This window comes from Frateuria sp. Soil773 (assembly GCF_001428405.1).
Lineage (GTDB): Bacteria > Pseudomonadota > Gammaproteobacteria > Xanthomonadales > Rhodanobacteraceae > LMSL01.
Window position 1 is genome coordinate 93,869 of record NZ_LMSL01000014.1, and the last position, 21,570, is coordinate 115,438.

21 protein-coding genes are annotated in these 21,570 nt (G+C 68.8%); 15 read left to right on the forward strand and 6 right to left on the reverse strand.

Going from position 1 to position 21,570, the window contains the following annotated elements:
* Positions 1–2 precede the first annotated feature (2 nt).
* A complete protein-coding gene (gene rmuC, locus ASG87_RS06990) occupies positions 3–1,451 on the forward strand; it encodes a DNA recombination protein RmuC (RefSeq protein ID WP_056002877.1) in 1,449 nt (482 codons plus the stop codon).
* Positions 1,452–1,688: 237 nt separating this feature from the next.
* On the opposite strand, the gene ASG87_RS06995 is transcribed toward rmuC, so the two are convergent.
* Entirely contained in the window at positions 1,689–1,901 is a 213-nt protein-coding gene (locus ASG87_RS06995) for a helix-turn-helix transcriptional regulator (protein WP_235499585.1), read from the reverse strand.
* Positions 1,898–2,542, reverse strand: a complete 645-nt coding sequence (locus tag ASG87_RS07000) for a hypothetical protein (RefSeq protein ID WP_157510931.1) — start codon at positions 2,540–2,542, stop codon at positions 1,898–1,900. Before ASG87_RS07000 ends, ASG87_RS06995 begins: the two co-directional genes overlap by 4 nt.
* A gap of 250 nt (positions 2,543–2,792) precedes the next feature.
* On the opposite strand from ASG87_RS07000, the gene folE reads away from it, so the two are divergent.
* The 13 genes from folE to ASG87_RS07065 all read left to right on the forward strand — a co-directional run bounded on the left by folE (position 2,793) and on the right by ASG87_RS07065 (position 14,557).
* Entirely contained in the window at positions 2,793–3,395 is a 603-nt protein-coding gene (folE, locus tag ASG87_RS07005) for a GTP cyclohydrolase I FolE (protein ID WP_056002883.1), read from the forward strand.
* Positions 3,395–3,724, forward strand: a complete 330-nt coding sequence (locus ASG87_RS07010; RefSeq protein WP_056002886.1) for an EF-hand domain-containing protein — start codon at positions 3,395–3,397, stop codon at positions 3,722–3,724. Before folE ends, ASG87_RS07010 begins: the two co-directional genes overlap by 1 nt.
* A 151-nt stretch (positions 3,725–3,875) precedes the next feature.
* Positions 3,876–5,219 carry a TCR/Tet family MFS transporter gene (locus ASG87_RS07015; protein WP_056002889.1) on the forward strand — a complete coding sequence of 448 codons (1,344 nt, stop codon included), beginning with the start codon at positions 3,876–3,878 and terminating at the stop codon, positions 5,217–5,219.
* Positions 5,220–5,267: 48 nt separating this feature from the next.
* Positions 5,268–5,774, forward strand: coding sequence for a DUF1993 domain-containing protein (locus ASG87_RS07020; protein ID WP_056002891.1), 507 nt, complete (start codon positions 5,268–5,270; stop codon positions 5,772–5,774).
* Positions 5,775–6,006: 232 nt separating this feature from the next.
* A complete protein-coding gene (locus tag ASG87_RS07025; protein WP_056002894.1) occupies positions 6,007–7,665 on the forward strand; it encodes an NAD(P)/FAD-dependent oxidoreductase in 1,659 nt (552 codons plus the stop codon).
* Positions 7,666–7,740: 75 nt separating this feature from the next.
* Positions 7,741–7,998, forward strand: a complete 258-nt coding sequence (locus tag ASG87_RS07030; protein ID WP_056002898.1) for a helix-turn-helix transcriptional regulator — start codon at positions 7,741–7,743, stop codon at positions 7,996–7,998.
* A 2-nt stretch (positions 7,999–8,000) separates the two neighbouring features.
* Positions 8,001–9,368: a type II toxin-antitoxin system HipA family toxin gene (locus tag ASG87_RS07035; RefSeq protein ID WP_235499586.1), complete on the forward strand. Its 1,368-nt coding sequence runs from the start codon at positions 8,001–8,003 to the stop codon at positions 9,366–9,368.
* A gap of 83 nt (positions 9,369–9,451) precedes the next feature.
* The gene (locus ASG87_RS07040; RefSeq protein ID WP_056002904.1) at positions 9,452–10,111 is read left to right on the forward strand and encodes a DsbA family oxidoreductase; all 660 of its coding nucleotides are present in this window, start codon (positions 9,452–9,454) and stop codon (positions 10,109–10,111) included.
* Positions 10,112–10,203: 92 nt separating this feature from the next.
* Complete coding sequence (gene dinG / locus ASG87_RS07045) at positions 10,204–12,309, forward strand: ATP-dependent DNA helicase DinG (RefSeq protein WP_056002907.1); 2,106 nt, start codon at positions 10,204–10,206, stop codon at positions 12,307–12,309.
* Positions 12,310–12,450: 141 nt separating this feature from the next.
* Entirely contained in the window at positions 12,451–13,008 is a 558-nt protein-coding gene (locus ASG87_RS07050) for a HutD family protein (protein WP_056002910.1), read from the forward strand.
* Between the two features lie 71 nt (positions 13,009–13,079).
* Complete coding sequence (locus tag ASG87_RS07055) at positions 13,080–13,658, forward strand: NnrU family protein (protein ID WP_056002913.1); 579 nt, start codon at positions 13,080–13,082, stop codon at positions 13,656–13,658.
* A 97-nt stretch (positions 13,659–13,755) separates the two neighbouring features.
* Positions 13,756–13,953: a hypothetical protein gene (locus ASG87_RS07060; protein ID WP_056002916.1), complete on the forward strand. Its 198-nt coding sequence runs from the start codon at positions 13,756–13,758 to the stop codon at positions 13,951–13,953.
* 7 nt (positions 13,954–13,960) lie between these two features.
* Positions 13,961–14,557: a DUF938 domain-containing protein gene (locus tag ASG87_RS07065; protein WP_056002919.1), complete on the forward strand. Its 597-nt coding sequence runs from the start codon at positions 13,961–13,963 to the stop codon at positions 14,555–14,557.
* 46 nt (positions 14,558–14,603) lie between these two features.
* Here the strand turns inward: ASG87_RS07065 and ASG87_RS07070 are convergent, their stop codons facing one another.
* Positions 14,604–16,541 (reverse strand): CocE/NonD family hydrolase, encoded by a 1,938-nt coding sequence (locus ASG87_RS07070; RefSeq protein ID WP_056002922.1) that lies wholly within the window; start codon positions 16,539–16,541, stop codon positions 14,604–14,606.
* Positions 16,542–16,769: 228 nt separating this feature from the next.
* On the opposite strand from ASG87_RS07070, the gene ASG87_RS07075 reads away from it, so the two are divergent.
* Positions 16,770–17,168, forward strand: coding sequence for a YchJ family metal-binding protein (locus tag ASG87_RS07075; protein ID WP_056002925.1), 399 nt, complete (start codon positions 16,770–16,772; stop codon positions 17,166–17,168).
* 841 nt (positions 17,169–18,009) lie between these two features.
* On the opposite strand, the gene ASG87_RS19265 is transcribed toward ASG87_RS07075, so the two are convergent.
* The 3 genes from ASG87_RS19265 to ASG87_RS20445 form a co-directional block, all read right to left on the reverse strand.
* Entirely contained in the window at positions 18,010–18,654 is a 645-nt protein-coding gene (locus ASG87_RS19265) for a DUF2931 family protein (protein WP_235499587.1), read from the reverse strand.
* A 681-nt stretch (positions 18,655–19,335) separates the two neighbouring features.
* The gene (locus ASG87_RS07090; RefSeq protein ID WP_056002934.1) at positions 19,336–21,165 is read right to left on the reverse strand and encodes a PAAR domain-containing protein; all 1,830 of its coding nucleotides are present in this window, start codon (positions 21,163–21,165) and stop codon (positions 19,336–19,338) included.
* Positions 21,165–21,533, reverse strand: a complete 369-nt coding sequence (locus ASG87_RS20445; protein WP_056002937.1) for a hypothetical protein — start codon at positions 21,531–21,533, stop codon at positions 21,165–21,167. The genes ASG87_RS07090 and ASG87_RS20445 overlap by 1 nt, the downstream gene beginning before the upstream one ends.
* Positions 21,534–21,570: the final 37 nt, after the last annotated feature.

Below are 21,570 nucleotides of genomic sequence, written 5' to 3' on the forward strand. Positions count from 1 at the left end.
CCATGCCTGCCGTCGAACTGCTGCTGTCCCTCCTCCTCGTCGCCGTGCTGGCAGTGCTCGTGTTGCAGGCGATCGTGCTGCTGCGCGGGCGCGGCGACGCCGGGCTCGCCGCCCGGCTGGACGCGCTGAAGGACGACGGCGAGCGCCTGCAGCGCACGCTGCGCGAGGAGCAGCGCAGCGGGCGCGAGGAACTGCAGCAGGGCTTCGACCGCTTCCGCGGCCACGTCGGCGAGCAGCTCGCCGGCATGTCGCAGCAGCAGGCCGAGCGCATCGACGGTTTCGGCCAGCGCCTGCACCAGCTCACCGAGCGCACCGACAACGGCCTGCAGGCGCTGGCGCAGCGGCTGGCCGAGGACGCGCGCAAGAGCCGCGCGGAAACCACGCTGGCGCTCAACCATTTCGGCGAGCAGCAGCAGCAGCGCTTCGCCGCGCTCAGCGCCGAGCACGAAAAGCGCATGGCCGAGGTGCGCGCCACGCTGGAGGCCAAGCTCGGCGCGATCCAGCAGGACAACGCGGCGAAGCTGGAGCAGATGCGCGCCACCGTCGACGAGAAGCTGCAAAGCACGCTGGAGACCCGGCTGGGCCAGTCGTTCCAACTGGTCTCCGAGCGGCTCGAGGCGGTGCAGCGCGGACTGGGCGAGATGCAGAACCTGGCCACCGGCGTGGGCGATCTCAAGCGCGTGCTGACCAACGTGAAGAAGCGCGGCATCTTCGGCGAGGTGCAACTGGGCGCCCTGCTCGAGGACATGCTCACCGCCGACCAGTACGACGCCAACGTCGCCACCGTGCCGGGCAGCAACGAGCGCGTCGAGTTCGCCATCCGCATGCCCGGGCAGGACGAGGGCGAACGCGTCTACCTGCCGATCGACGCGAAGTTCCCGGTGGAGGACTACCAGCGCCTGCTCGACGCCCAGGACGGCGCCGACGCCGAGGCCGCGGCCGTCGCCGGGCGCGCGCTCGAGGCGCGCGTGCGCGAGGAGGCCCGGCGGATCGCCGGCAAGTACGTGGCGCCGCCGCACACCACCGACTTCGCCGTGCTGTTCCTGCCCACCGAGGGCCTGTACGCCGAGGTGATCCGCCGCCCGGGCCTGTTCGAGGGCCTGCAGCGCGACCACCGCGTCACCGTCGCCGGCCCCACCACCCTGAGCGCCCTGCTCAACAGCCTGCAGATGGGCTTCCGCACGCTGGCGATCGCCAAGCGCAGCAGCGAGGTATGGAAGATCCTCGGCGCGGTGAAGAGCGAGTTCGGCAAGTTCGGGCTGGTGCTGGAGAAGGCCGAGCGCCAGCTCAACACGGTGAGCAAGAGCATCAGCGACGCCGGCCGCAAGACCCGCACCATCGAGAAGAAGCTGCGCGGCGTCGAGTCGCTGCCCGGCGACCAGGCGCGGGAACTTCTGGGCGACGTGCTGCCGGCGCCGGACGAGGGCGGCGACGACGAGGCGGAGATCTGAAAGCCCGCTCTCCCCAAGCATCTCCTACGAAGCGTCATCCCAGCGGCTCTCAACGGCCGTAGGGCCGGTCAAGCTGGGATCCGGTGCCTTTGGTTTTTTTGGAGGCATCAAAGTCGCTGGATTCCTGCTTGACCGGCCCTTCGGCTGTTGAAAAGCGCCTCGCAGGAATGACAAGCGGGGAGCACAAGGGATTCCAATTCGGCAGGGAGATTTTGAACAGGCTTTCGGCGCGGGCGCTCAGCGCTTCCACTGGAACACGTCGTCCACGCCCACGCCGAACGCGTGCGCGATGCGGAAGGCCAGTTCCAGCGACGGCGCGTAGCGGCCCGCCTCCAGCGCGATCACGGTCTGCCGGGTGATGCCGCAGGCATCGGCCAGCGCCTGCTGGGTCATCTCGCCGTGCTCGAAGCGCAGCCGGCGGATGACGTTGTCGATCGGCGTGCCGGTCACGATCCGCGCCGGTCGCGCCAGTAGGCCACGCCGGCCACCGCGTATTCGAGCAGGCTGGTGGCGATCAGGCCGCACACCAGCACGATGGAGACCGCCACCGGTCCCGCCCAGCGCAGCCGCTCCAGCGGCGAGAACGCAAGCATCACGGCCAGCGCGATCACGAACACCGACAGGCCGCAGCGCGCCCAGTTGCCGGCGCGCGCCTCGATCTGGCGGTCGCGCTCGTCCAGTTCCACCGTGTCGCGCTGGCGGCCGCGCAGCACCCGCATCACCACCAGCCAGCCGACCACCAGCATGCCGATGTGCCTGCCGATCGCCGACGCTTCCGGCGCCATCGTGCCGTCGGCGGCCACCATCTGCGGGCCGCGCAGGGCGTAGTAGAGGAGGATCGCGGCGGTGAAGGCCGCGCCGATCCAGGCCCGCTGCTCGCCGGGCGATACCGGTGCCGCCGACTCGCCCGCCTTCGCCGCGGCGGCGGATTCCTGCAGCGTGGCCCACAGCAGGTACCAGACGGTCCACGCGCCGGCGAGCAGGGCGAGCCCGCCGGGCCAGCCCAGGTCGATGTCCGGCAGCACGAACAGCACGTAGAACCCGAGGACCGACAGCGGAACCAGCACGGCATAGCGCAGGGATCGAGGCATGATGTCTACTCCACAGGACGATATGTAATCTATAAATTACATCATGTAATGTCAAACGTACTCGAAGACGCGCCTGGGCAGGCATCCCGGGCCGGCGCGCTCCCGTGCCGGGCTTCGGCCGAGGCAACCCGGCCGGGCGATTCCCGCGGCGCGGCCGTGGGATGCGGCGCGACCGCACCGCATCCCCGCAACGCAGACGCGATCCGGCACGGACGCTAAACTCGCAGGTCCGCACACCCGAGGCATCCGCATGAGCGACCCGCGCAACCCGAACGACGTCAGCCAGGAACAGGCCGAGGAAGCCGTACGCACGCTGCTGCGCTGGTCCGGCGAAGACCCCTCGCGCGAGGGCCTGCTGGACACGCCGAGGCGGGTGGTGAAGGCGTACCGCGACTGGTTCAGCGGCTACCTGGAAGACCCGGGCGAGTACCTGCGCCGCACCTTCAAGGAAGTGGCCGGCTACGACGAGATGGTGGTGCTGCGCGACATCGAGTTCGAGAGCCACTGCGAGCACCACATGGCACCGATCGTCGGCCGCGCGCACGTCGGCTACCTGCCGACCAACCGCGTGGTCGGCATCAGCAAGCTCGCGCGCGTGGTGGAAGGCTATGCGCGCCGCTTCCAGGTGCAGGAAAAGCTCACCGCGCAGATCGCGCAGTGCATCCAGGACAACCTGCAGCCGGCCGGCGTGGCGGTGGTGGTCGACGCCAGCCACGAATGCATGACCACCCGCGGCGTGCACAAGCGCGGCGTGTCGATGGTCACCAGCCAGATGCTCGGCGCGTTCCGCGACGACGCGCGCACCCGCGCCGAGTTCCTGCAGTTCATCGGCATCCACGGCGGCGTGCGCTGATGCGGCGGATCCTCGCGTGCGCGGCGCTGCTGCTGCCGCTGGCCGCCGCCGCGCAGGATTCGCGCGAGGACTACCTGCGGCGGTTCGACACCGACGGCGACGGCCGGGTCGGCGAAGCCGAGTACGTCGCTTACATGAGCGCCGGCTTCCAGCGCATGGACGCCAACGGCGACGGCGTGCTGGAACGCAGCGAACTGCCCGGCGGCCGCGGCCGCGAGGTGACGCTGGAAGGCTACCGGGCCAACCTGCGCGCGCAGTTCCGCAAGCTCGACCGCAACCATGACGGCCACCTCGATGCGCGCGAACTGACCGCGCCGCCGCAGGCGTAGCCCGGGGAGAAAGCGCCCCGGAAATCTCCCGGCGGCGGGCCTCCCGCCATGGCGGAGACCGCGCGAGCGCCCTCCTCCGAAAATGACGAAACGGCTCGAACACCGGGCCGGGCATTGGGTTATCGTTCGCCTTTCCCCAGCCACTCCTTCCATGGACCAGCCCGTCACCCCGATCAGCGAGCCGCGCCGCCGCGCGGCGGTCGCGTTCATCTTCGTCACCGTGCTGCTGGACATGCTGGCGTTCGGCATCGTCATCCCGGTGCTGCCGCACCTGATCGAGCAACTGGCCGGCGGCGGCATCGCCAACGCGGCCTGGTGGGTGGGCATCTTCAGCACCGTGTTCGCCTTCGTGCAGTTCGTCTCCTCGCCGGTGCAGGGCGCGCTGGCGGACCGCTTCGGGCGGCGCCCGGTGATCCTGATCTCCAACCTCGGCCTGGCGCTGGACTTCATCGTGCTGGCGCTGGCGCCGACGCTGTGGCTGCTGTTCGTCGCGCGCATCGTGCTGGGCATGACCGCGGCGAGCTTCACCACGGCCAACGCCTACATCGCCGACATCACGCCGAAGGAGAAGCGCGCGGCCGCGTTCGGCATGCTCGGCGGCGCGTTCGGGCTCGGCTTCATCGTCGGGCCGGGGCTGGGCGGCTTCCTCGGCGACATCTCGCTGCGGTTGCCGTTCTGGGTCTCCGCCGGGCTGGCGCTGTGCAACTTCCTGTACGGCCTGCTGGTGCTGCCCGAGTCGCTGCCGAAGGAACGCCGCACGCCGCGCTTCGAGCTGCACAGCGCGCATCCGCTCGGTTCGCTGAAGCTGCTGCGGCGCTACCCGCAGGTGTTGGGGCTGGCGGTCGTGATGTTCCTGGTCTACCTCGCGCACTACGTGCTGCAGACCACCTTCGTGCTGTACGCGGACTACCGCTACGGCTGGGGCCCGCAGGCGGTGGGCTTCGTGCTGATGCTGGTGGGCGCCTGCGACGGCTCGGTGCAGGCCTTCCTCACCGGCCGGCTCACGCCGCGCTTCGGCGAGCGCCGCGTGCTGCTGGCCGGCATGGCCTGCGGCGTCGGCTCGTTCCTGCTGATGGGGCTGGCCGGCACCGGCTGGCTGTTCCTGTTCGGCATTCCGCTGATGGCGCTGTGGGGTCTCTCGGGGCCGCCGATCCAGTCGATCATGACGCACCAGGTCGATCCGTCCGAACAGGGGCGGCTGCAGGGCGCGATCACCAGCCTGGGCAGCTTCGCCGGCATCTTCGGACCCTACCTGTTCGCGCAGGTGTTCGCGTTCTCGATCGCGCCGCAGGCGCCGTGGCACCTGCCCGGCCTGGCCTTCGTGCTGGCGGCCGCGCTGCTGGTCGTCGGCACGGCGATCGCCTGGCGGGTCACCCGCCACGAGACCGCGCCGCTGTCGAACGCGCCGGACGAGCCGCTGCCGGCGGTTCTGCCCGGCGACGTGCCGCCTGCGCTGACCGCCCGCGGCGCCGAGCTGCCGCCGGGCACGTCCTGATCCCCGCCGCGGCCTGCGGGCCGCGGCATCCGCCACCGGAGTCGACCCATGACCATTTCGATGTATTCCGCATCCGTTCCCGGCTTCATCCGGGCGCTGACCAACCTCGCCCACGTGCTGCGCAAGGGCGAGGCGCACGCCACGCACAAGCAGTACCCGCCCGAGCAACTGCTGCAGACCCGGTTGACCCCAGACATGCTGCCGCTGGTGCGCCAGGTGCAGATCGCCACCGACATGGCCACGCGCGGCGCCGCGCGGCTGGCCGGCGTGGAGCCGGCCACGTTCGAGGACAACGAGGCCGGCTTCGCCGAGTTGTACGCGCGGATCGAGCGCGCGGTCGACTATCTCAAGACCTTCCGCCCCGATCAGATCGATGGCAGCGAGACGCGCGCCATCCACCTGAAGATGCGCAGCGGCGAGCTGGACTTCGAGGGCGAGAGCTACCTGCTCGGCTTCGTGCTGCCGAACCTGTATTTCCACTGCACCACGGCCTACGCGATCCTGCGCCAGGCCGGCGTCGGGATCGGCAAGAACGACTACATCGGCCGCAACTGAGCTCGGGCCGCGCGTCGCGCGCGGGGAACCGGGGCGCGCGAGCCCCGGTTCCCGGGCGCCTTGCGCCGGTGCCGTGGGGCGTCCAGCCACGACGAGACCGGGAAGCAGCCCGCCCCGCGCGACATGCCGCGCACGCAGACGCCGTCCTCACCAACCGGCGGCGCGAACGGCATGCGCCGGGCATGCGAAAATCCGCCCGCCCGCAACCATCGCTGCCTTCCACGGACCCCGCATGCTGCGCCTGACCGACATCAAGCTGCCCCTCGACCATGCCCAGGACGCGATCGCGGCGGCGATCCGCGCGAAACTAGGCATCGGGGCGAAGGCGCCGATCCGCTATAGCGTGGCCAAGCGCAGCTACGACGCGCGCAAGCGCGGCGCGATCGTGCTGATCTACGCACTCGACGTGGACGTGGCGGACGAGGAGGCGGTGCTTCGCCGGCACGCCGGCGACGCCCACGTGCAGCCGGCGCCGGATACCGGCTACCGCTTCGTGGCGCAGGCGCCGCGCGACCTGCCGCTGCGTCCGGTGGTGATCGGCACCGGCCCGTGCGGCCTGTTCGCCGGGCTGGTGCTGGCGCAGATGGGCTTCCGCCCGATCATCCTGGACCGCGGCAAGTCCGTGCGCGAGCGCACCAAGGACACCTGGGACCTGTGGCGCAAGCGCAACCTGCACCCGGAATCGAACGTGCAGTTCGGCGAGGGCGGCGCCGGCACCTTCTCCGACGGCAAGCTGTACAGCCAGATCCGCGATCCGCAGCACCACGGCCGCAAGGTGCTCACCGAGTTCGTCGAGGCCGGTGCGCCGGAGGAGATCCTCTACGTCAGCAAGCCGCACATCGGCACTTTCCGGCTGGTGACGATGGTGGAGAACATGCGCGCCACGATCGAGTCGCTCGGCGGCGAGATCCGCTTCGGCCAGCGCGTGGACGACCTGCTGCTGGAACCGGCCGGCGACGGCCGCCGGCAGGTGCGCGGCGTGGTGCTCGCCGGCGGCGAGCAGATCCGCACCGACCACGTGGTGCTGGCGATCGGCCACAGCGCGCGCGACACCTTCGCCATGCTGCACGCGCGCGGCGTCTACGTGGAGGCCAAGCCGTTCTCGATCGGCTTCCGCATCGAGCATCCGCAGTCGCTCATCGACCGCGCCCGTTTCGGCCCGCAGGCCGGCCACCCGATCCTCGGCGCGGCCGACTACAAGCTGGTGCACCACTGCAAGGGCGCACATCCCGGCCAGGGCCGCTCGGTGTACAGCTTCTGCATGTGCCCCGGCGGCACCGTGGTGGCGGCCACCAGCGAGCCCGGCCGCATGGTCACCAACGGCATGAGCCAGTATTCGCGCAACGAGCGCAACGCCAACGCCGCGATCGTGGTCGGCATCGACCCGGTCGATTTCGCGCCCTTCGACGGCAGCGGCAGCCCGCTCGCCGGCATCGCGCTGCAGCGCGCGCTGGAGAGCCATGCCTACACGCTGGGCGGCGGGAACTACAACGCCCCCGGCCAACTGGTCGGAGATTTCCTTGCGGCGCGCGCCTCGCACGCGTTCGGCGAGGTGCAGCCCTCGTTCAAGCCCGGCGTCACCCTGGGCAGCCTCGACAGCGCGCTGCCCGACTACGCGATCGCCGCGATCCGCGAGGCGCTGCCTGCGTTCGACCGCCAGATCAAGGGCTTCGCCATGCACGACGCCGTGCTTACCGGCGTCGAGACGCGCACCTCCTCGCCGGTGCGGATCAAGCGCGACGACAGCCTGCAAAGCCTCAACACCGGCGGCCTGTACCCGGCCGGCGAAGGCGCCGGCTACGCCGGCGGCATCCTCTCGGCCGCGGTCGACGGCATCCGGGTGGCCGAGGCGGTGGCGCTGGACATGACAGGCCATGGCGGCGGCCATTGAATTCAATCTCCAGGTTGAAATGCGTCGAATCAACCTGTACATTGAATCTCGCCGAATCAACCTGAAGGTTGAACCATGCGCCAGATGCCGATACGCCTTCCCGCCCAGTTGGGCGACCTGCTGCGCGGCGCGCGCCTGAGCCGCGGACTTACCCAGTCCGACGTCGCCAGGCAGCTGGGCATCAGCGTGCAGGCCTTCTCCAGGCTCGAGAACAATGCCAGCAAGGCATCCTTCGAGCGCATCTGCCGGCTGTGCCAGGTCCTGGGACTGGAGCTCCTGCTGCAGGAGAAGTCCGCGATGAACCTGCGCGATGCCGCCGAGCCGGAATGGTAGCCGTGGCCTCCGGCCTGGCCCTCGACATCTGGATGAACGGCCGGTTCGTCGGCACCTGGGAACGTCCCAGGGGCAGCGCCGACCGGCTGACCTACGACGCCGGCTGGATCCGCTCGGCCGAAGGGCGGCCGCTGTCGCTGTCGTTGCCCTTCGGTCCCGCCAACGGAAGAGACCAGTCGCTGCGCGGCGACCGGGTGGCCGCGTATTTCGAAAACCTGATCCCGGACAACGAGCGCATCCTGCAACGCCTGCGCGACCGGTACGGCGCGCGCTCCACCGCCCCGTTCGACCTGCTCGCCGCGATCGGCCGCGACTGCGTCGGCGCCATCCAGTTGTTGCCGGCGGGGACGGAACCGGGCGACATCCGCCGCGTCGAGGCCACGCCGCTCGACGAGGCCGGCGTGGCGAACGTGCTGCGCAGCGCCACCGCGCTCCGGTTGCCGGGCGAACCGCCCGACGACGACGCGTTCCGCCTGTCCATCGCCGGCGCGCAGGAAAAGACCGCGCTGCTGCGGCATCGCGGGCGCTGGTGCATCCCGCACGGCGCCACGCCGTCCACCCACATCTTCAAGCTGCCGCTGGGGCTGGTGGGCAACGTGCAGGCCGACATGCGCATGTCGGTCGAGCTGGAATGGCTGTGCATGGAGCTGGTGCGCGAATACGGCCTGCCGGTCGCCCGGGTCGAGATCGGCCGGTTCGAGGACCGGAAGGCGCTGATCGTCGAACGCTTCGACCGCATTCGCGCGCGCGACGGAAACTACTGGCTGCGCATCCCGCAGGAAGATTTCTGCCAGGCCACCGGCCTGCCTCCCGGCCGCAAGTACGAAAGCGACGGCGGCCCCGGCATCCGCCGGATCATGGACATCCTGCGCGGCTCCGAAAATGCCGGCACGGACCGCGAGGATTTCTTCAAGGCGCAACTGCTGTTCTGGATCATGGCCGCCACCGACGGCCACGCCAAGAACTTCAGCCTCGCCCTGCTCGCCGGCGGGCGCTACCGTCGCACACCGCTGTACGACATCCTGTCCACCTGGCCGATCCAGGGCCGCGGCGCGAACCGGATGGACCCGCGCAAGGCCCGCCTGGCCATGGCGGTGGAAGGCGGCAACCGCCATTACCTGATCCACGACATCCACCGCTGGCACTGGGTAGGCATGGCCGAAAGCCTCGGCCTCGCCGACCGCGCCGTGGCGATGGTCGGGGATCTCGTCGAGCGCACCCCGCGCGTGCTCGACGCGGTGGCGAAGCGCCTGCCGGACGATTTTCCCGCGGCGCTGTTCGACAGCGTGGCGGACGGCATGACGTCGGCCGTCAAGCGGCTGGCGAAGGAGCCGGACCGCCGCGCCGGCGCGTCGCGCCGGAAGGCCTGAGCAGGCGGCGGTCCGCGCCCGCGCCTTGAACAAGCCGGGGCCACCCCAACCTTTGCGGCATTCCCCGCCTGGAAGATGTCCCGATGAACACCCCCGCCGCCAGGAAACTGCGCATCGATTTCGTTTCCGACGTGTCCTGCCCGTGGTGCGCGGTGGGGCTGAACTCGCTGGAGCAGGCGCTGGCGCGGCTCGACGGCGAAGTGGAGGCGGAGCTGCATTTCCAGCCGTTCGAGCTGAACCCGCAGATGGCGCCGGAAGGCGAGGACGTCGGCGAACACCTCGCGAAGAAATACGGCATGTCGGCCGCGCAACTGGCGCAGAACCGCGAAGGCATCCGCCAGCGCGGCGCGGCGGTGGGCTTCACCTTCGACATGGAACGGCGCGGCCGCATCTACAACACCTTCGACGCGCACCGGCTGCTGCACTGGGCCGAGCTCGAAGGGCGCCAGCAGGCGCTGAAGCATGCGCTGTTCGCGGCGTACTTCACCGACGGCGAAGACGTCGGCTCGCACGACGTGCTGGCGCGCGTGGCCGAAAAGGCCGGCCTGGACGGCGCGCAGGCGCGCCGCGTACTCGCCGACGGCCTGTACGCGGACGAGGTGCGCGCGCAGGAGCAGTTCTACGCCGGCCACGGCATCCACTCGGTGCCGGCGATCATCATCGACCGCCAGCACCTGATCTCCGGCGGCCAGCCGCCGGAGGTGTTCGAGCAGGCCTTGCGGCAGATCGCCGCGGCCGGCTGAGAGGTACGGCCGGCAGCCCTGCGCCGGCGGAAGCCTCACGGCACGGCGGCGCCAATGCCCGCTAACATGGGCGGCCCGCCACCGGTCCACCCATGCTTGCCGACACCACCAAAGACGCCATCCGCGCCGCCTACGCGCGCCTGAAAGACGGCCTGCCGGGCTTCCGCGCGCGCGCCTCGCAGGGAAAGATGATCGCCGAGGTCGCCAAGGCGCTGGCCCGCCAGGGCGGCGCGGCGGCGATCGAGGCGCCCACCGGCACCGGCAAGTCGATGGCCTACCTCATCGCCGGCGTCGCGGTGGCGCGCTTCCAGAAGAAGAAGCTGCTGATCGCCACCGCGACCGTGGCCTTGCAGGAACAGCTTGTGCAGCGGGACATCCCGCTCTACCTCAAGCTCAACGGCATCGAGGCGAAGGTGGCGCTGGCCAAGGGTCGCGGCCGCTACCTGTGCCCGCGCAACCTGGCGATGGCCGCCAACAGCCTCAACGACAGTGCGCAGATGGGCCTGGCCGGTTTCGATGCGGACCTGGCGCTGTGGAGCCGGCCGCCGCAGGCGCGCGACAAGCAGGCACTGGCCAAGCTCGCGAGCGCGTTCGACAAGGGCGAATGGAACGGCGACATGGACAGCGCGCCGGACGCGGTCGGCGACCTGCTGCGCCCGATGGTGACCACCAGCGCCGGCGGCTGCACCGGGCGCAAGTGCGGCCAGTTCATGGCCTGCCCGTTCTTCGCCGCGCGCCGCGCGGTGGGCGACGCCGAGATCATCGTCGCCAACCAGGACCTGGTGCTGGCCGACCTCACCATGCCCGGCGAGGACGAGGGCTGGGGCGGGGTGATCCTGCCGCGGCCGGACGAGACGCTGTACATCTTCGACGAAGGCCACCACGTGCCGGGCAAGGCGATCGACCGCGGCGCCGCCGAGGTCTACATGACCGCCACCGTGCGCCAGTTGAGCCGGCTCGGCCGGCAGGTGCACGCGGCCTATTCGCTGACCGACAAGGAAACCCTCGGCAAGCTCTCGCTGGATGCCGGCGACGCCAAGCTGCAGGAACTCAGCGACACGCTGGAGGAACTCGAACGCGAAATCCGCCTGGGTTGGCTGCCCGACCCGGGCGAGGCCGAGCCGATGTACCGGGGCTCGCTCGGCCAGTTGCCGGACGCCTGGGTGGAGCACGCGCGCGCGCTGTACCTGCTCACCGCCGAGGTGCAGCGCTGGCTGACCGCGGTGCGGCGCGCGGTGGTGGAGATGACCGACGGCGGCCCGACCCAGGAGGCGCTGTCGCGCGAGCTGGGCATCGCGCTGGAGCGCATCGGCAAGCAGGCCAGCACCTGGCGCGCCTGGTCCAGCGACGATCCGGACAACGGGCCGCCGCTGGCGCGCTGGGTCACCCTGGCGAACGACCAGCAACTGGTCTGCCACGCCTCGGCGGTGTCCGCCGGCGGGTTGCTGCGCAACGTGCTGTGGGGCAACGCCAGCGGGGTGGTGATGACTTCGGCGACGCTGAGCGCCGGCGGCAACTTCCGCGGCTTCGCCGACGCGGTGGGGTTGCCGGACGACGCGGTGACGCTGAGCCTGCCCTCGCCGTTCGACCTCGCCGCGCAGGCACGGCTCGAAGTGCCGGCGATGGCCTCGCTGCCCGACGCGCGCGAGGCCCACGCGCAGGAGATCAGCGACTGGCTGGCCGCGAACCTCGACTGGGACGCGGGCAACCTGGTGCTGTTCACCTCGCGCGCGAAGCTCGACCGCGTGCTGCAGAAGCTGCCGATCGAACACGTGCGCAAGGTGCGCGCGCAAGGTTCGCTGGGCAAGGCGCAACTGATCGCCGAGCACGCCGCCGACATCGAGGCCGGCAAGGGCAGCACGCTGTTCGGCCTGGCCTCGTTCGGCGAGGGCCTCGACCTGCCCGGCAAGCTGTGCGAGACCGTCGTGATCACCCAGCTGCCGTTCGCGGTGCCGACCGACCCGGTCGGCGCGACCTATGCCGAGTGGCTGGAATCGCGCGGCCGCAACCCGTTCATCGAGGTCTCGATCCCCGAGGCGACGCGCCTGCTCACCCAGTACTGCGGCCGCCTGATCCGCAGCGAGAACGACCGCGGCCGCATCGTGCTGCTCGACCGCCGCGTGGTCACCAAGCGCTACGGCAGCGGCATGCTCAAGGCGCTGCCGCCGTTCCGGCGGGTGATCGAGCACACCGCGTGAGCGGGCCGCGCCGCCGCTGCCGTCGAACGCCTGCGGAGTGCCGGGCGCAACGCCAGATCTCGCCGCAAGCCCGAACCGCTCCTTTCCCGGCCTCTTTCGCGCAAGCACGGAGAGGCGCCTAGCCAGCACACCTGACCGCCCATGCCCCATCCCATCATCCGCCTGCACGATTGCCCGCCGCGGCCCTGGAAGAACGGCCTCGGCCGCACCCGCGAAATAGCCGTCCATCCGCCGGCCGCGGGCATGGACGATTTCCTGTGGCGCGTGAGCATCGCCGAGGTCGGCAGCGCCGCGCCGTTCTCGTCCTTTCCCGGCATCGACCGCACCATCGCCCTGCTCGACGGCGAGGGCTTCACGATGACGCTGGACGACGGCCGCACCCACGCACTGACCGCGCCGTGCGAGCCGTTCGCCTTTCCCGGCGAGGCGCAGGTGGCGGTAAGGCTGGCCGGCGGCCCCACCCGCGACTTCAACCTGATGGTGCGGCGCGCGCAGGCGCGCGGCGGATTGCAGGTGCGGCGCGAGCCGGGCGAATACCGGCCGGATCCGGCCGTGGCCCTGGTCTACTGCGCGCGCGGCGCCATCGATACCGAAGCCGGCCGCCTGCACGCCGGCGACGCCTGGCAGCCGGATGGAAGCCGCCTCGTCCTGCGGGACGAGGCCATCGCTTTGGTCGTGCGCATCATGCCCGCGGCCTGACAAATGTCACCCTCTGCGCGGCGCAGGGCTGCCTATACTCGTGCCCGCCCCGCTCCCCGGAGACAATCGCCATGCCCGTGCTGATCCTCGGCCTCGTGATCTTTCTCGGCGTCCATTCGCTGCGCATCTTCGCCAACGACTGGCGCAACCGGCAGTTCGCCCGGCTGGGCGAGAAGCCCTGGAAGGCCGCGTACTCGGTCGTGGCGATCGTCGGCTTCGTGCTGATCTGCTGGGGCTTCGGGCTGGCGCGCCAGCAGCCGGTGCTGCTTTACGTGCCGCCGCTGTGGCTGCGCCATCTCAATGCGCTGTTCACCCTGATCGCCTTCGTGCTGTTCGCGGCGGCGCGCGTGCCGAACAACCATTTCAAGGCGAAGCTCGGCCATCCGCAGGTGCTGGGCGTGAAGGTGTGGGCATTCGGCCACCTGCTCGCCGCCGGCATGCTGCACGACGTGGTGCTGTTCGGGGCATTCCTGGCGTGGTCGATCGTGCTGTTCGCCGTATCGCGCCGGCGCGACCGGCTGGCCGGCACCACGTATCCGGCCGGCACGCCGAAGGGGGATGCCATCAGCGTGGTGGCCGGCCTCGCCCTCTGGGCGCTTTTCGCCTTCCTGCTGCATCAATGGCTGATCGGCGTGAACCCGATGGTGTGAAAGCCTGTCTGCGGGCAGGGGGTGCCGCAAGACATCTACGCGCAGCGCACGTGCGGCGCTAGAGTCGGCCTACCCTACTTCGCCGCGAGGTTCCTCCATGGCCGGTTTCCTGCTTTGGCTGTTGCTGCTGGTGTTCTGCTGGCCGATCGCGCTGCTGGCACTGGTGCTGTACCCGATCGTGTGGCTGCTGATGCTGCCCTTCCGCCTGGTCGGCATCACGGTTACCGCGGTGTTCGCCTTCCTCGGCGCACTGCTGATGCTGCCGGCACGTGTACTGCGCGGCCGCCCGGCCTGATCCGCCGTTGGAGAAGCCTTTCTCGCCCTCCTGCGAGCGCAACCGCGAGCCGATCCTCGCGGTGCTGCGCGAGCATTTCGCCGACCGCCGCCGCGTGCTGGAGATCGGCAGCGGCACCGGCCAGCACGCGGTGCACTTCGCCGCCGCGCTGCCGCACCTGGCGTGGCAGTGCTCGGACCGTGCGGAGAACCTGCCCGGCATCCGGGCCTGGCTGGACGAGGCGGCGCTGCCCAATACGCCGGCGCCGATCGAGCTGGACGTCGCCGGCAACTGGCCGTCCACGCGCCATGACGCCGTGTTCAGCGCCAACACGCTGCACATCATGGCGTGGCACGAGGTCGAGCGACTGTTCGCGCGCCTGCCGCAGGTCACCACCGCCGACGCCGTGCTGGCGATCTACGGCCCCTTCAACCAGGGCGGCCGCTACGGCAGCGACAGCAATGCGGCCTTCGACCAGTGGCTGAAGGCGCGCGGCGCGCACATGGCCATCCGCGACGCCGAAGCGGCCGATGCGCTGGCATTGGCCGCCGGCTTCGCGCTGGTGGAGGATCGCGCCATGCCGGCCAACAACCGCTGCCGGATCTGGCGCCGCGGTTCCGCCTGAGGAAAGGCATGGCCCGCACGCAGGCCATGCCTCGCCCGGCAACCGCCTACTTCGCCGGCACCACCGGCAGGCTGATGAAGCTCGCCGTGTCCGGCGCGTGCCATACGCGCTGGGTCGCCTTGACGTAGTCCGCCGGCTTCGCGTCGAAGATGTTCGGCACGTAGGTCTGCGGGTTGCGGTCGTACAGCGGGAACAGGCTGGACTGCACCTGCACCATGATCCGGTGGCCGGGCTGGAACACATGGTTCGCGGTGGGCAGGCCGAAGCGGTAGGGCAGCGGCTGGTCGGGCGCGATCGCCTGCGGATGCTCGAAACTGGTGCGGTAGCGGCCACGGAAGATGTCCAGCGAGACCGGCAGCTCGTAGCCGCCCATGTCCGGGTTCGATGCCACCGAGTCGGGATACACGTCGATCAGCTTCACCACCCAGTCGCTGTCGCTGCCGCTGGTGGAGGCATACAGGTTCACCTGAGGCGCGCCGCCGATGTGCAGCGGCGCCTTCAGCGGTTCGCTGACGTAGGTGAGCACGTCGGTACGGCCGTCGACGAAGCGCTGGTCGTGCACCAGCCAGGTCGTCCACGATATGCGATCGGCGAAGCTCACCGGGCGCGGCACGTATGGCACCGGCTTGGCCGGGTCGGAGACGTACTCGTCGTACTTCGCGTCCGTGTTCGCCGGCGCCTCGAACGACAGCGTCCCGTTCGCCTCCAGGTACAGCGGCTGCGCTTTCGCGGCACAGCCCTTGTCGCAGCTCAGCGGCCACGCCTTGTAGCGGTCCCAGTGGTTCTCGCCGGTGTTGTAGATCAGCACCGGCGGCGTATCGGCCTTGGGTGCGCCGTCGACCAGGTACTGGTCGAAGAACGGCTTGAGCACGTCGCGACGGAACTGCAGTGCGGTATCGCCGTCCCATTGCAGCGCACCGAGCGAGGACGCCGCGTAGTTGACCTGGCTGTGCCGCCACGGCCCCATCACCAGGAAGTTCTTCGTGTTGCCGCTGTCCTTCGGTTCGACCGCCTCGTAGCTGTGGATCGCGCCCCACATGTCTTCCTGGTCCCACAGGCCCTGCAGCCACATGATGGGCACCTTCAGCGGCTGCGCCGCCATCACCTTGTCCAGCGCCTGGCCCTGCCAGAAACCGTCGTAGGCCGGATGCTCGTGCACCTTGCGCCAGAACGGCAGCTGCTCGAGGCCGTGGGCGCGCGCATAGTCGCCGGCCGAGCCGGCGCGCAGGAAGTTCGTGTAGTCGTCAAAGCCCTCACGCGCGAGGCCGCTGCCCTTGCCTTTCTGCGCGGTCTGCCCGCTGATGTAGTCGAAGTTGGTCTGGCGGAAGGCGCCGTAGTGGAACCAGTCGTCGCCCATCCAGCCGTCCACCATCGGGCTCTCCGGCGCGGCCACCTTCAGGGCCGGATGCGGATTCACCAGCGCCATCACCACGGTGAAGCCCTCGTAGGAGGAGCCGAGCATGCCGACCTTGCCGTTCGATTCGGGCAGGTGCTTCACCAGCCAGTCGATGCTGTCGTAGGCGTCGGTGGAGTGGTCCACCTCGCTGGTGTTGAGCGGGCCGCGCAGCGGCCGCGTCATCACGTAGTCGCCCTCCGAGTCGTACTTGCCGCGCACGTCCTGGAAAACCCTGATGTACCCGGAGCGCACGAACACCTCGTCGCCCTGCGGCAGCAGGTCGAGCATGTGCGGCGAATCCAGCCGCTCGGCGCGGCCGCTGGCGTTGTACGGCGTGCGGGTGAACAGGATCGGCGCGTGCTTCGCGCCCTTGGGGATCACGATGACGGTGTGCAGCTTCACGCCGTCGCGCATCGGGATCATCACCTCGCGCTTGACGTAGTCGTTGGCGGTGGTCGGCGCGTCGTATTTGGCGGGGATGTCCGGCGTCAGCGGCGCGGTCTGCGCGTTGGCGAGGCCGGCGCCGAGGCACGCGGCGAGCGCGGCGGCCAGCACCGTGGCGGACGACAGGGATCGGGCGATACGCATGGAAAACCTCCAGGGCGGGCGCGCCGTTGCCGCGGCGGCCGTGACGAAGTCCGGGATGGGCGAGGCGTGCGGCTCCGCGCAGCCTTTCGACTGTAGCGACGGGGGCGCCGCCTTCCTACCATGACTTCCCGCAGGGTCCGTCGGCCGTGCGGTGCGTTGCAATTTCCGGCCAAGCCGTCAGGATGGGGCCATCGCGGCGCGCGGCGCGCCGCTCCCGACCTTCCGAACGTGCAAGCCATCGACACCCTCACCCCCTGCCCCTGCGGCAACCGCGCCGGCTACACGCATTGCTGCGGGCCGCTGCACGACGGCGCCGCCGCCGCCACCGCGGAGGCGCTGATGCGCTCGCGCTACAGCGCCTACGTGCTCAAGCGCGAGGACTACCTGCTTGCCACCTGGCACGCCAGCACGCGGCCGGACCATCTCAAGCTGGCCGCACAGCAGCCCGCGCCAAGCTGGCTGGGGCTGGACGTGAAGCGGCACGAGGAACGCGACGGGCACGCCACGGTCGAGTTCGTGGCGCGCCTGCGCTACGGCGGCGGCAAGGCGCAGCGCATGCACGAGGTCAGCCAGTTCGTGCGCGAGGACGGCCGCTGGTACTACCTCGACGGCGAGATCAGGGCCTGAGCGATACACGGCACGGCGCAGGGCCAATCCTGAGGCTTCTTGCCCGCCATCCCGTCGAAAGCCGGAATGACGAGCAAGATCAGACTCGTTCTTGGGGCGGACGCCGTGATGAATAGGCAAATGGCCCTTCGCTGGTGCAACTACCCAGCACCAGCAAACAACCAAGCAGCATCGACCGGCCACGCCTCACAGCTTGTCGCATTTCCATGAATCGTAAGGGATGGAATGCGTCTGGTAGTAGGCTTTTGCCGCTTGAGTGAGCGGGCGGTACTTGCCATTCGACCGGCCACCATAGGGTCCCACGGGTTCTACATGGGCCTTCACGCACATCACGGGTACGGCCGTGGTCGCGGTCCCGGTCAGCCAGACCTTGACCATGCCGCCCGGCNACTGATGACCATATTGTTGTAGTAGCGCCAGTCGCTGTTGGGCCTGCCTTGCCCCGGGTTAGGGTCAGGCGGCCCCTCCGTGAGCATCTTCCTGCGCACGGTATCGGGTATGTCCAGCGTCACGCTGTAGGTCTGCGGCTCCACCAGCGATTGCCAGCGCACGTAGATGCGCGCCGGCAATGCTGCCCCGGCGACATACTTGCCTGATCCATGTACGTAGCCCGAGGGCCAGCCTTTTGCGGCGGGATCGAACTCGTCATCCCCGATCGCTCCCACCTCGTAGCCACTGAAATGCCGACCGGCCACATCCTCGATCTGGGCCGATTCCATCCATACCTGGACATTGGGCTCGGTCCGGAAAGCCAGATGCCACGACCGGTAGGGCAAATGTTCTTCGCTGACGCAGCCGCAGAGCATCAGCAGGCAGCCAAGCAGCATCGACCATCCACATTTCATGGCTTGTCGCACTTCCATGAGTCGTAAGGAACCGGATGGGTCTCTAGATAGCTCTTGGTATGTTCCGAAAGTGGCCAATATTTTGACCTTTTGCCAAATGTGAGCTTTCCTTCATGTGGCCCACCCTGTACCACATCGGCCTTCACGCACATCATCGGGATGGCCTTTTCGACCCCGCCGCTTACCCACACTTTCACCCAGCCTCCCGGTGCAAGACCGATCGTGACCAAGTTGTAATAGCGATCCTCCGGCAGCATGGCATGCGTTGGGTCGGGCGGGCCTTGCGTGAGCATCTGTCGGCGCATGGCATCGGGAATATCAAGCGTGACCCGGTAGGCCTGTGGCTCCACCAGTGATTGCCAACGCACCTCGATTCGCTTCGGCAAGGCAGCACCGACAACAAAGCGGCCCTTCCCTTCACTTGGGTTTGCTGTCCATCCCGCCGGATCGCCTTCGTAGCCAATGGCTGCCGTGCCGGTTTCATATCCGCTGAAATGCCGTCCGGCGACATCGTCTACTTCGCCCGACTCCACCCACACCTCCATGTGCACCGGCGCGATGAAACCAAGTCGCCAGGCCTCGTAGGGCAAGCGTTTCTCGCTGGCGCAGCCGCCCAGTGCCAGCAGGCAGCCAAGCAGCATCAGCCATCCACGTCTCACGGCTTGTCGCATTTCCATGAGTCGTAGGGGATGGGATGTTGCTTGAGGTACTCCTTCAGTTTTGGCGACAGGGTTACGTATTCCCCGCCGTATTTTCCAAGGTCCGGCCCCAATGGCTCCACATGGGCCTTCACACACATCACGGGTACGGCCGTGGTCGCGGTCCCGGTCAGCCAGACCTTGACCATGCCGCCCGGCNCTCGATGACGACGTTGTTGTAGTAACGCCATTCACTATCGGGCTCGGTTTGCGAGGAGCCGGGAGTACTTGGCGGGCCGAGAGGGCCCTTGGTAAGCATCTTCCTGCGCACCACATCGGGTATCTCCAGCGTCACGCTATAGGTCTGCGGCTCCACCAGCGATTGCCAGCGCACGTAGATACGCGTCGGCAGCGCAGCGCCGACCACATCTTTACCCGAGCCAAAAACATAACCTGACGGCCAGCCTTTCCAGGCGGGATTGAACTCGTCACTCCCCAGGGCACCTACCTCGTAGCCGCTGAAATGCCGGCCGGCCACATCCTCGACCTGGGCCGATTCCATCCATACCTGCGTGTTTGGTGCAGCCCTGAAGGCCAGATACCACGACGGGTAAGGCAGATGTTCCTCATTGACGCAGCCGCCCAGCACCAGCAGGCAGCCAAGCAGCATCGACCAGCCAGGCCTCATACGACGTCTCCGTCATTGGGAAAGACGACGCGCTTGCCGTTGGCCGTGGGGCGGTTGATGTAGAGCACGGTCAGCCCGGAAACCGCCTCGTCCTGGGCCAGATTCCAGTGTGCGGAGCAGTGCAGGTAGCGCTGTCGCAACAATCGATCCTCGCTAGGTGTAAGACCCATATCGCCTCCGTTATGCGCGTACGCAAGCAACTTTGCAGCAATGGGCTTGAGTTCTTCGGGAAGACGCAGGCTCGGCAGATCGTCCGGCGACTGCTTCCATGGTATGCCCGCTTCCGCCGCGAGTTGGTGCATGACCCTCAACGTCACGTTTGCATAGGCACTAGATAGCGTGCGCTCCATGCGCACGCTTGCGGCGACGGTCCGGATGCCGAAACGCTCCATCTGCGCCGATCCATCCGGCGCGTCCCATGCGTGCACGTGCATGGATGCCGCGTTGGCAGGGTCCCTGGCGCGTTCGACAAGCAGTTGCCTGCTGGCTTGCCGGTAGGCGCGGCTGGCCTGGAGCGGGCCAATCAGCGGCTCGCGTGACAGCACCGGCTCGGTCAGGTAGACCAATTCGCGCGCCTCGTCCAGATAGCCGCCGCCCAGGTCGGAATGCACCCCGGGCAACGGAATGTCCCTGTAGGGCAGCGCGGCCGAGGTGAGCGGGAAATTGAGCCGGTGCTCGTCGCGCGCGGTCAGGTGCACGACGCCACGGCTTGCGCATCCCTCGGGAAGGCCGAGATAGAGCCCGCGCGTGGCTTGATCCTTGACCGGGCGGTCGGGCCCGATGCCCAGGTGGGCCACGCTTTCGTAGAGCCCCACGAATCCGGCCCGCAGATCGCTGGCCCATTGGAACCCCGGCTTGAGCTTGAGGTTGCTGCCGGGAATCACCGTGCCCAGCGGCCCCATCGCCTTCCTGTTGACCTCGTGCAGGAAGTGCCTCGCGGCAGCGGCGCCGCGCGAAAAGCCGAAGACGTCCAGTTCGATGCCTCCTACGTAGGCATCACCGTGTGTCTTGGAGAACTGTCCCAACACCCTCTTCAACAAACGGTGGAAGGCCTGCTCCACGCGCTCGTACATGCCGCTGTCGCCACCAGCACCGGTCGCGGCGTCGGACAAGCTGTCACCCTTGCCGCTGTAGGTGCCGATGCCCTCGACATACACTCGCAAGAAGTAGTCGCCGCTGTGGTCCAAGACGATTTTGTCGGCATCGTTAGGGTACAGGTTGAACAGCTTGACGATATTGGTCTGGCTGTTGTTGTAGCTGATGTCCCGGCTGTGTTCGCAACCGGCCAGCAGTACGGTGTGTTCCGCCTCGTTGCGCGCTCGCGCGCGGCACTGCTCGCCGATGAACGCATTGTCGGCATTGTTCCCGGTGCCGTCGAAGAACACCCCGATGCGCAAGGTCACCAGCACGTGCCTTGGCGTGGCGGAGCCGTCGCCGGTATCCGCCGTCCATTCCCGCGGATCGCCGTAAGCCGCCTGCGCGAGGTTGCCGTCGCCGGCCATCGCCGGCATGGATGCAGCCGCGGCCGCAGGCGCGAACTGCGGCGCGGAAGGCGCTACGGTGTGGGTCACCGAAACGGTGGAAATGGCCGAGCAGCCGCAGGCCAGCTTGTGCCCTTCCAGCACCACGCCGCGATCGTTGAAGGTGGTGCTGTTGTCGCATTCAACAAAGGGAAAGACGCCCTTGTGCTTGAGGCAGGTAGCCATGTCGCCATAAACAGCTCCCGGGATATTCATGACCGTATAGAAGCTGCCCAAGGCGCAACTGATGACCTTGCCGCCGCCGGTCGTGGGGTCGCCCAACCGGATGACGCCGCGCCCGGCCATCAGGGCACCCGATCCTGGTTGGAGTTGAGGCCGCGCCCCTCGATCCACCCGTCTTCGTATTCGAGAAGCGCGAAGCAGCGCTGCCCGCCATCCAGGACGAATTCGCCTTCCCGGCTGGCGAGGCTGCCAACAGGGGCAAGCGGCCGGCCTTTGCTTCGCACGGGCGACTCGCTTGTCGTGATGAGGGCATCGCCGAGTTCCGGGTGCCGGACAACGCCGCCCGCCAGCGCGATGCGCCGCCCCAGGTTCCCCACCGTGCCGCTGGCGCTGACGACTTCGTCGCCGAGATGGGTTCTGGCGCCGGGTGCTGCGAACGCGACGATGCGAATGGGGCGACGAGGCTTCTTGCTTCCATGACTGCCGTCCATGGTGACCTCCCTGGTCGATTGGCTTTGGCAGCCTAGC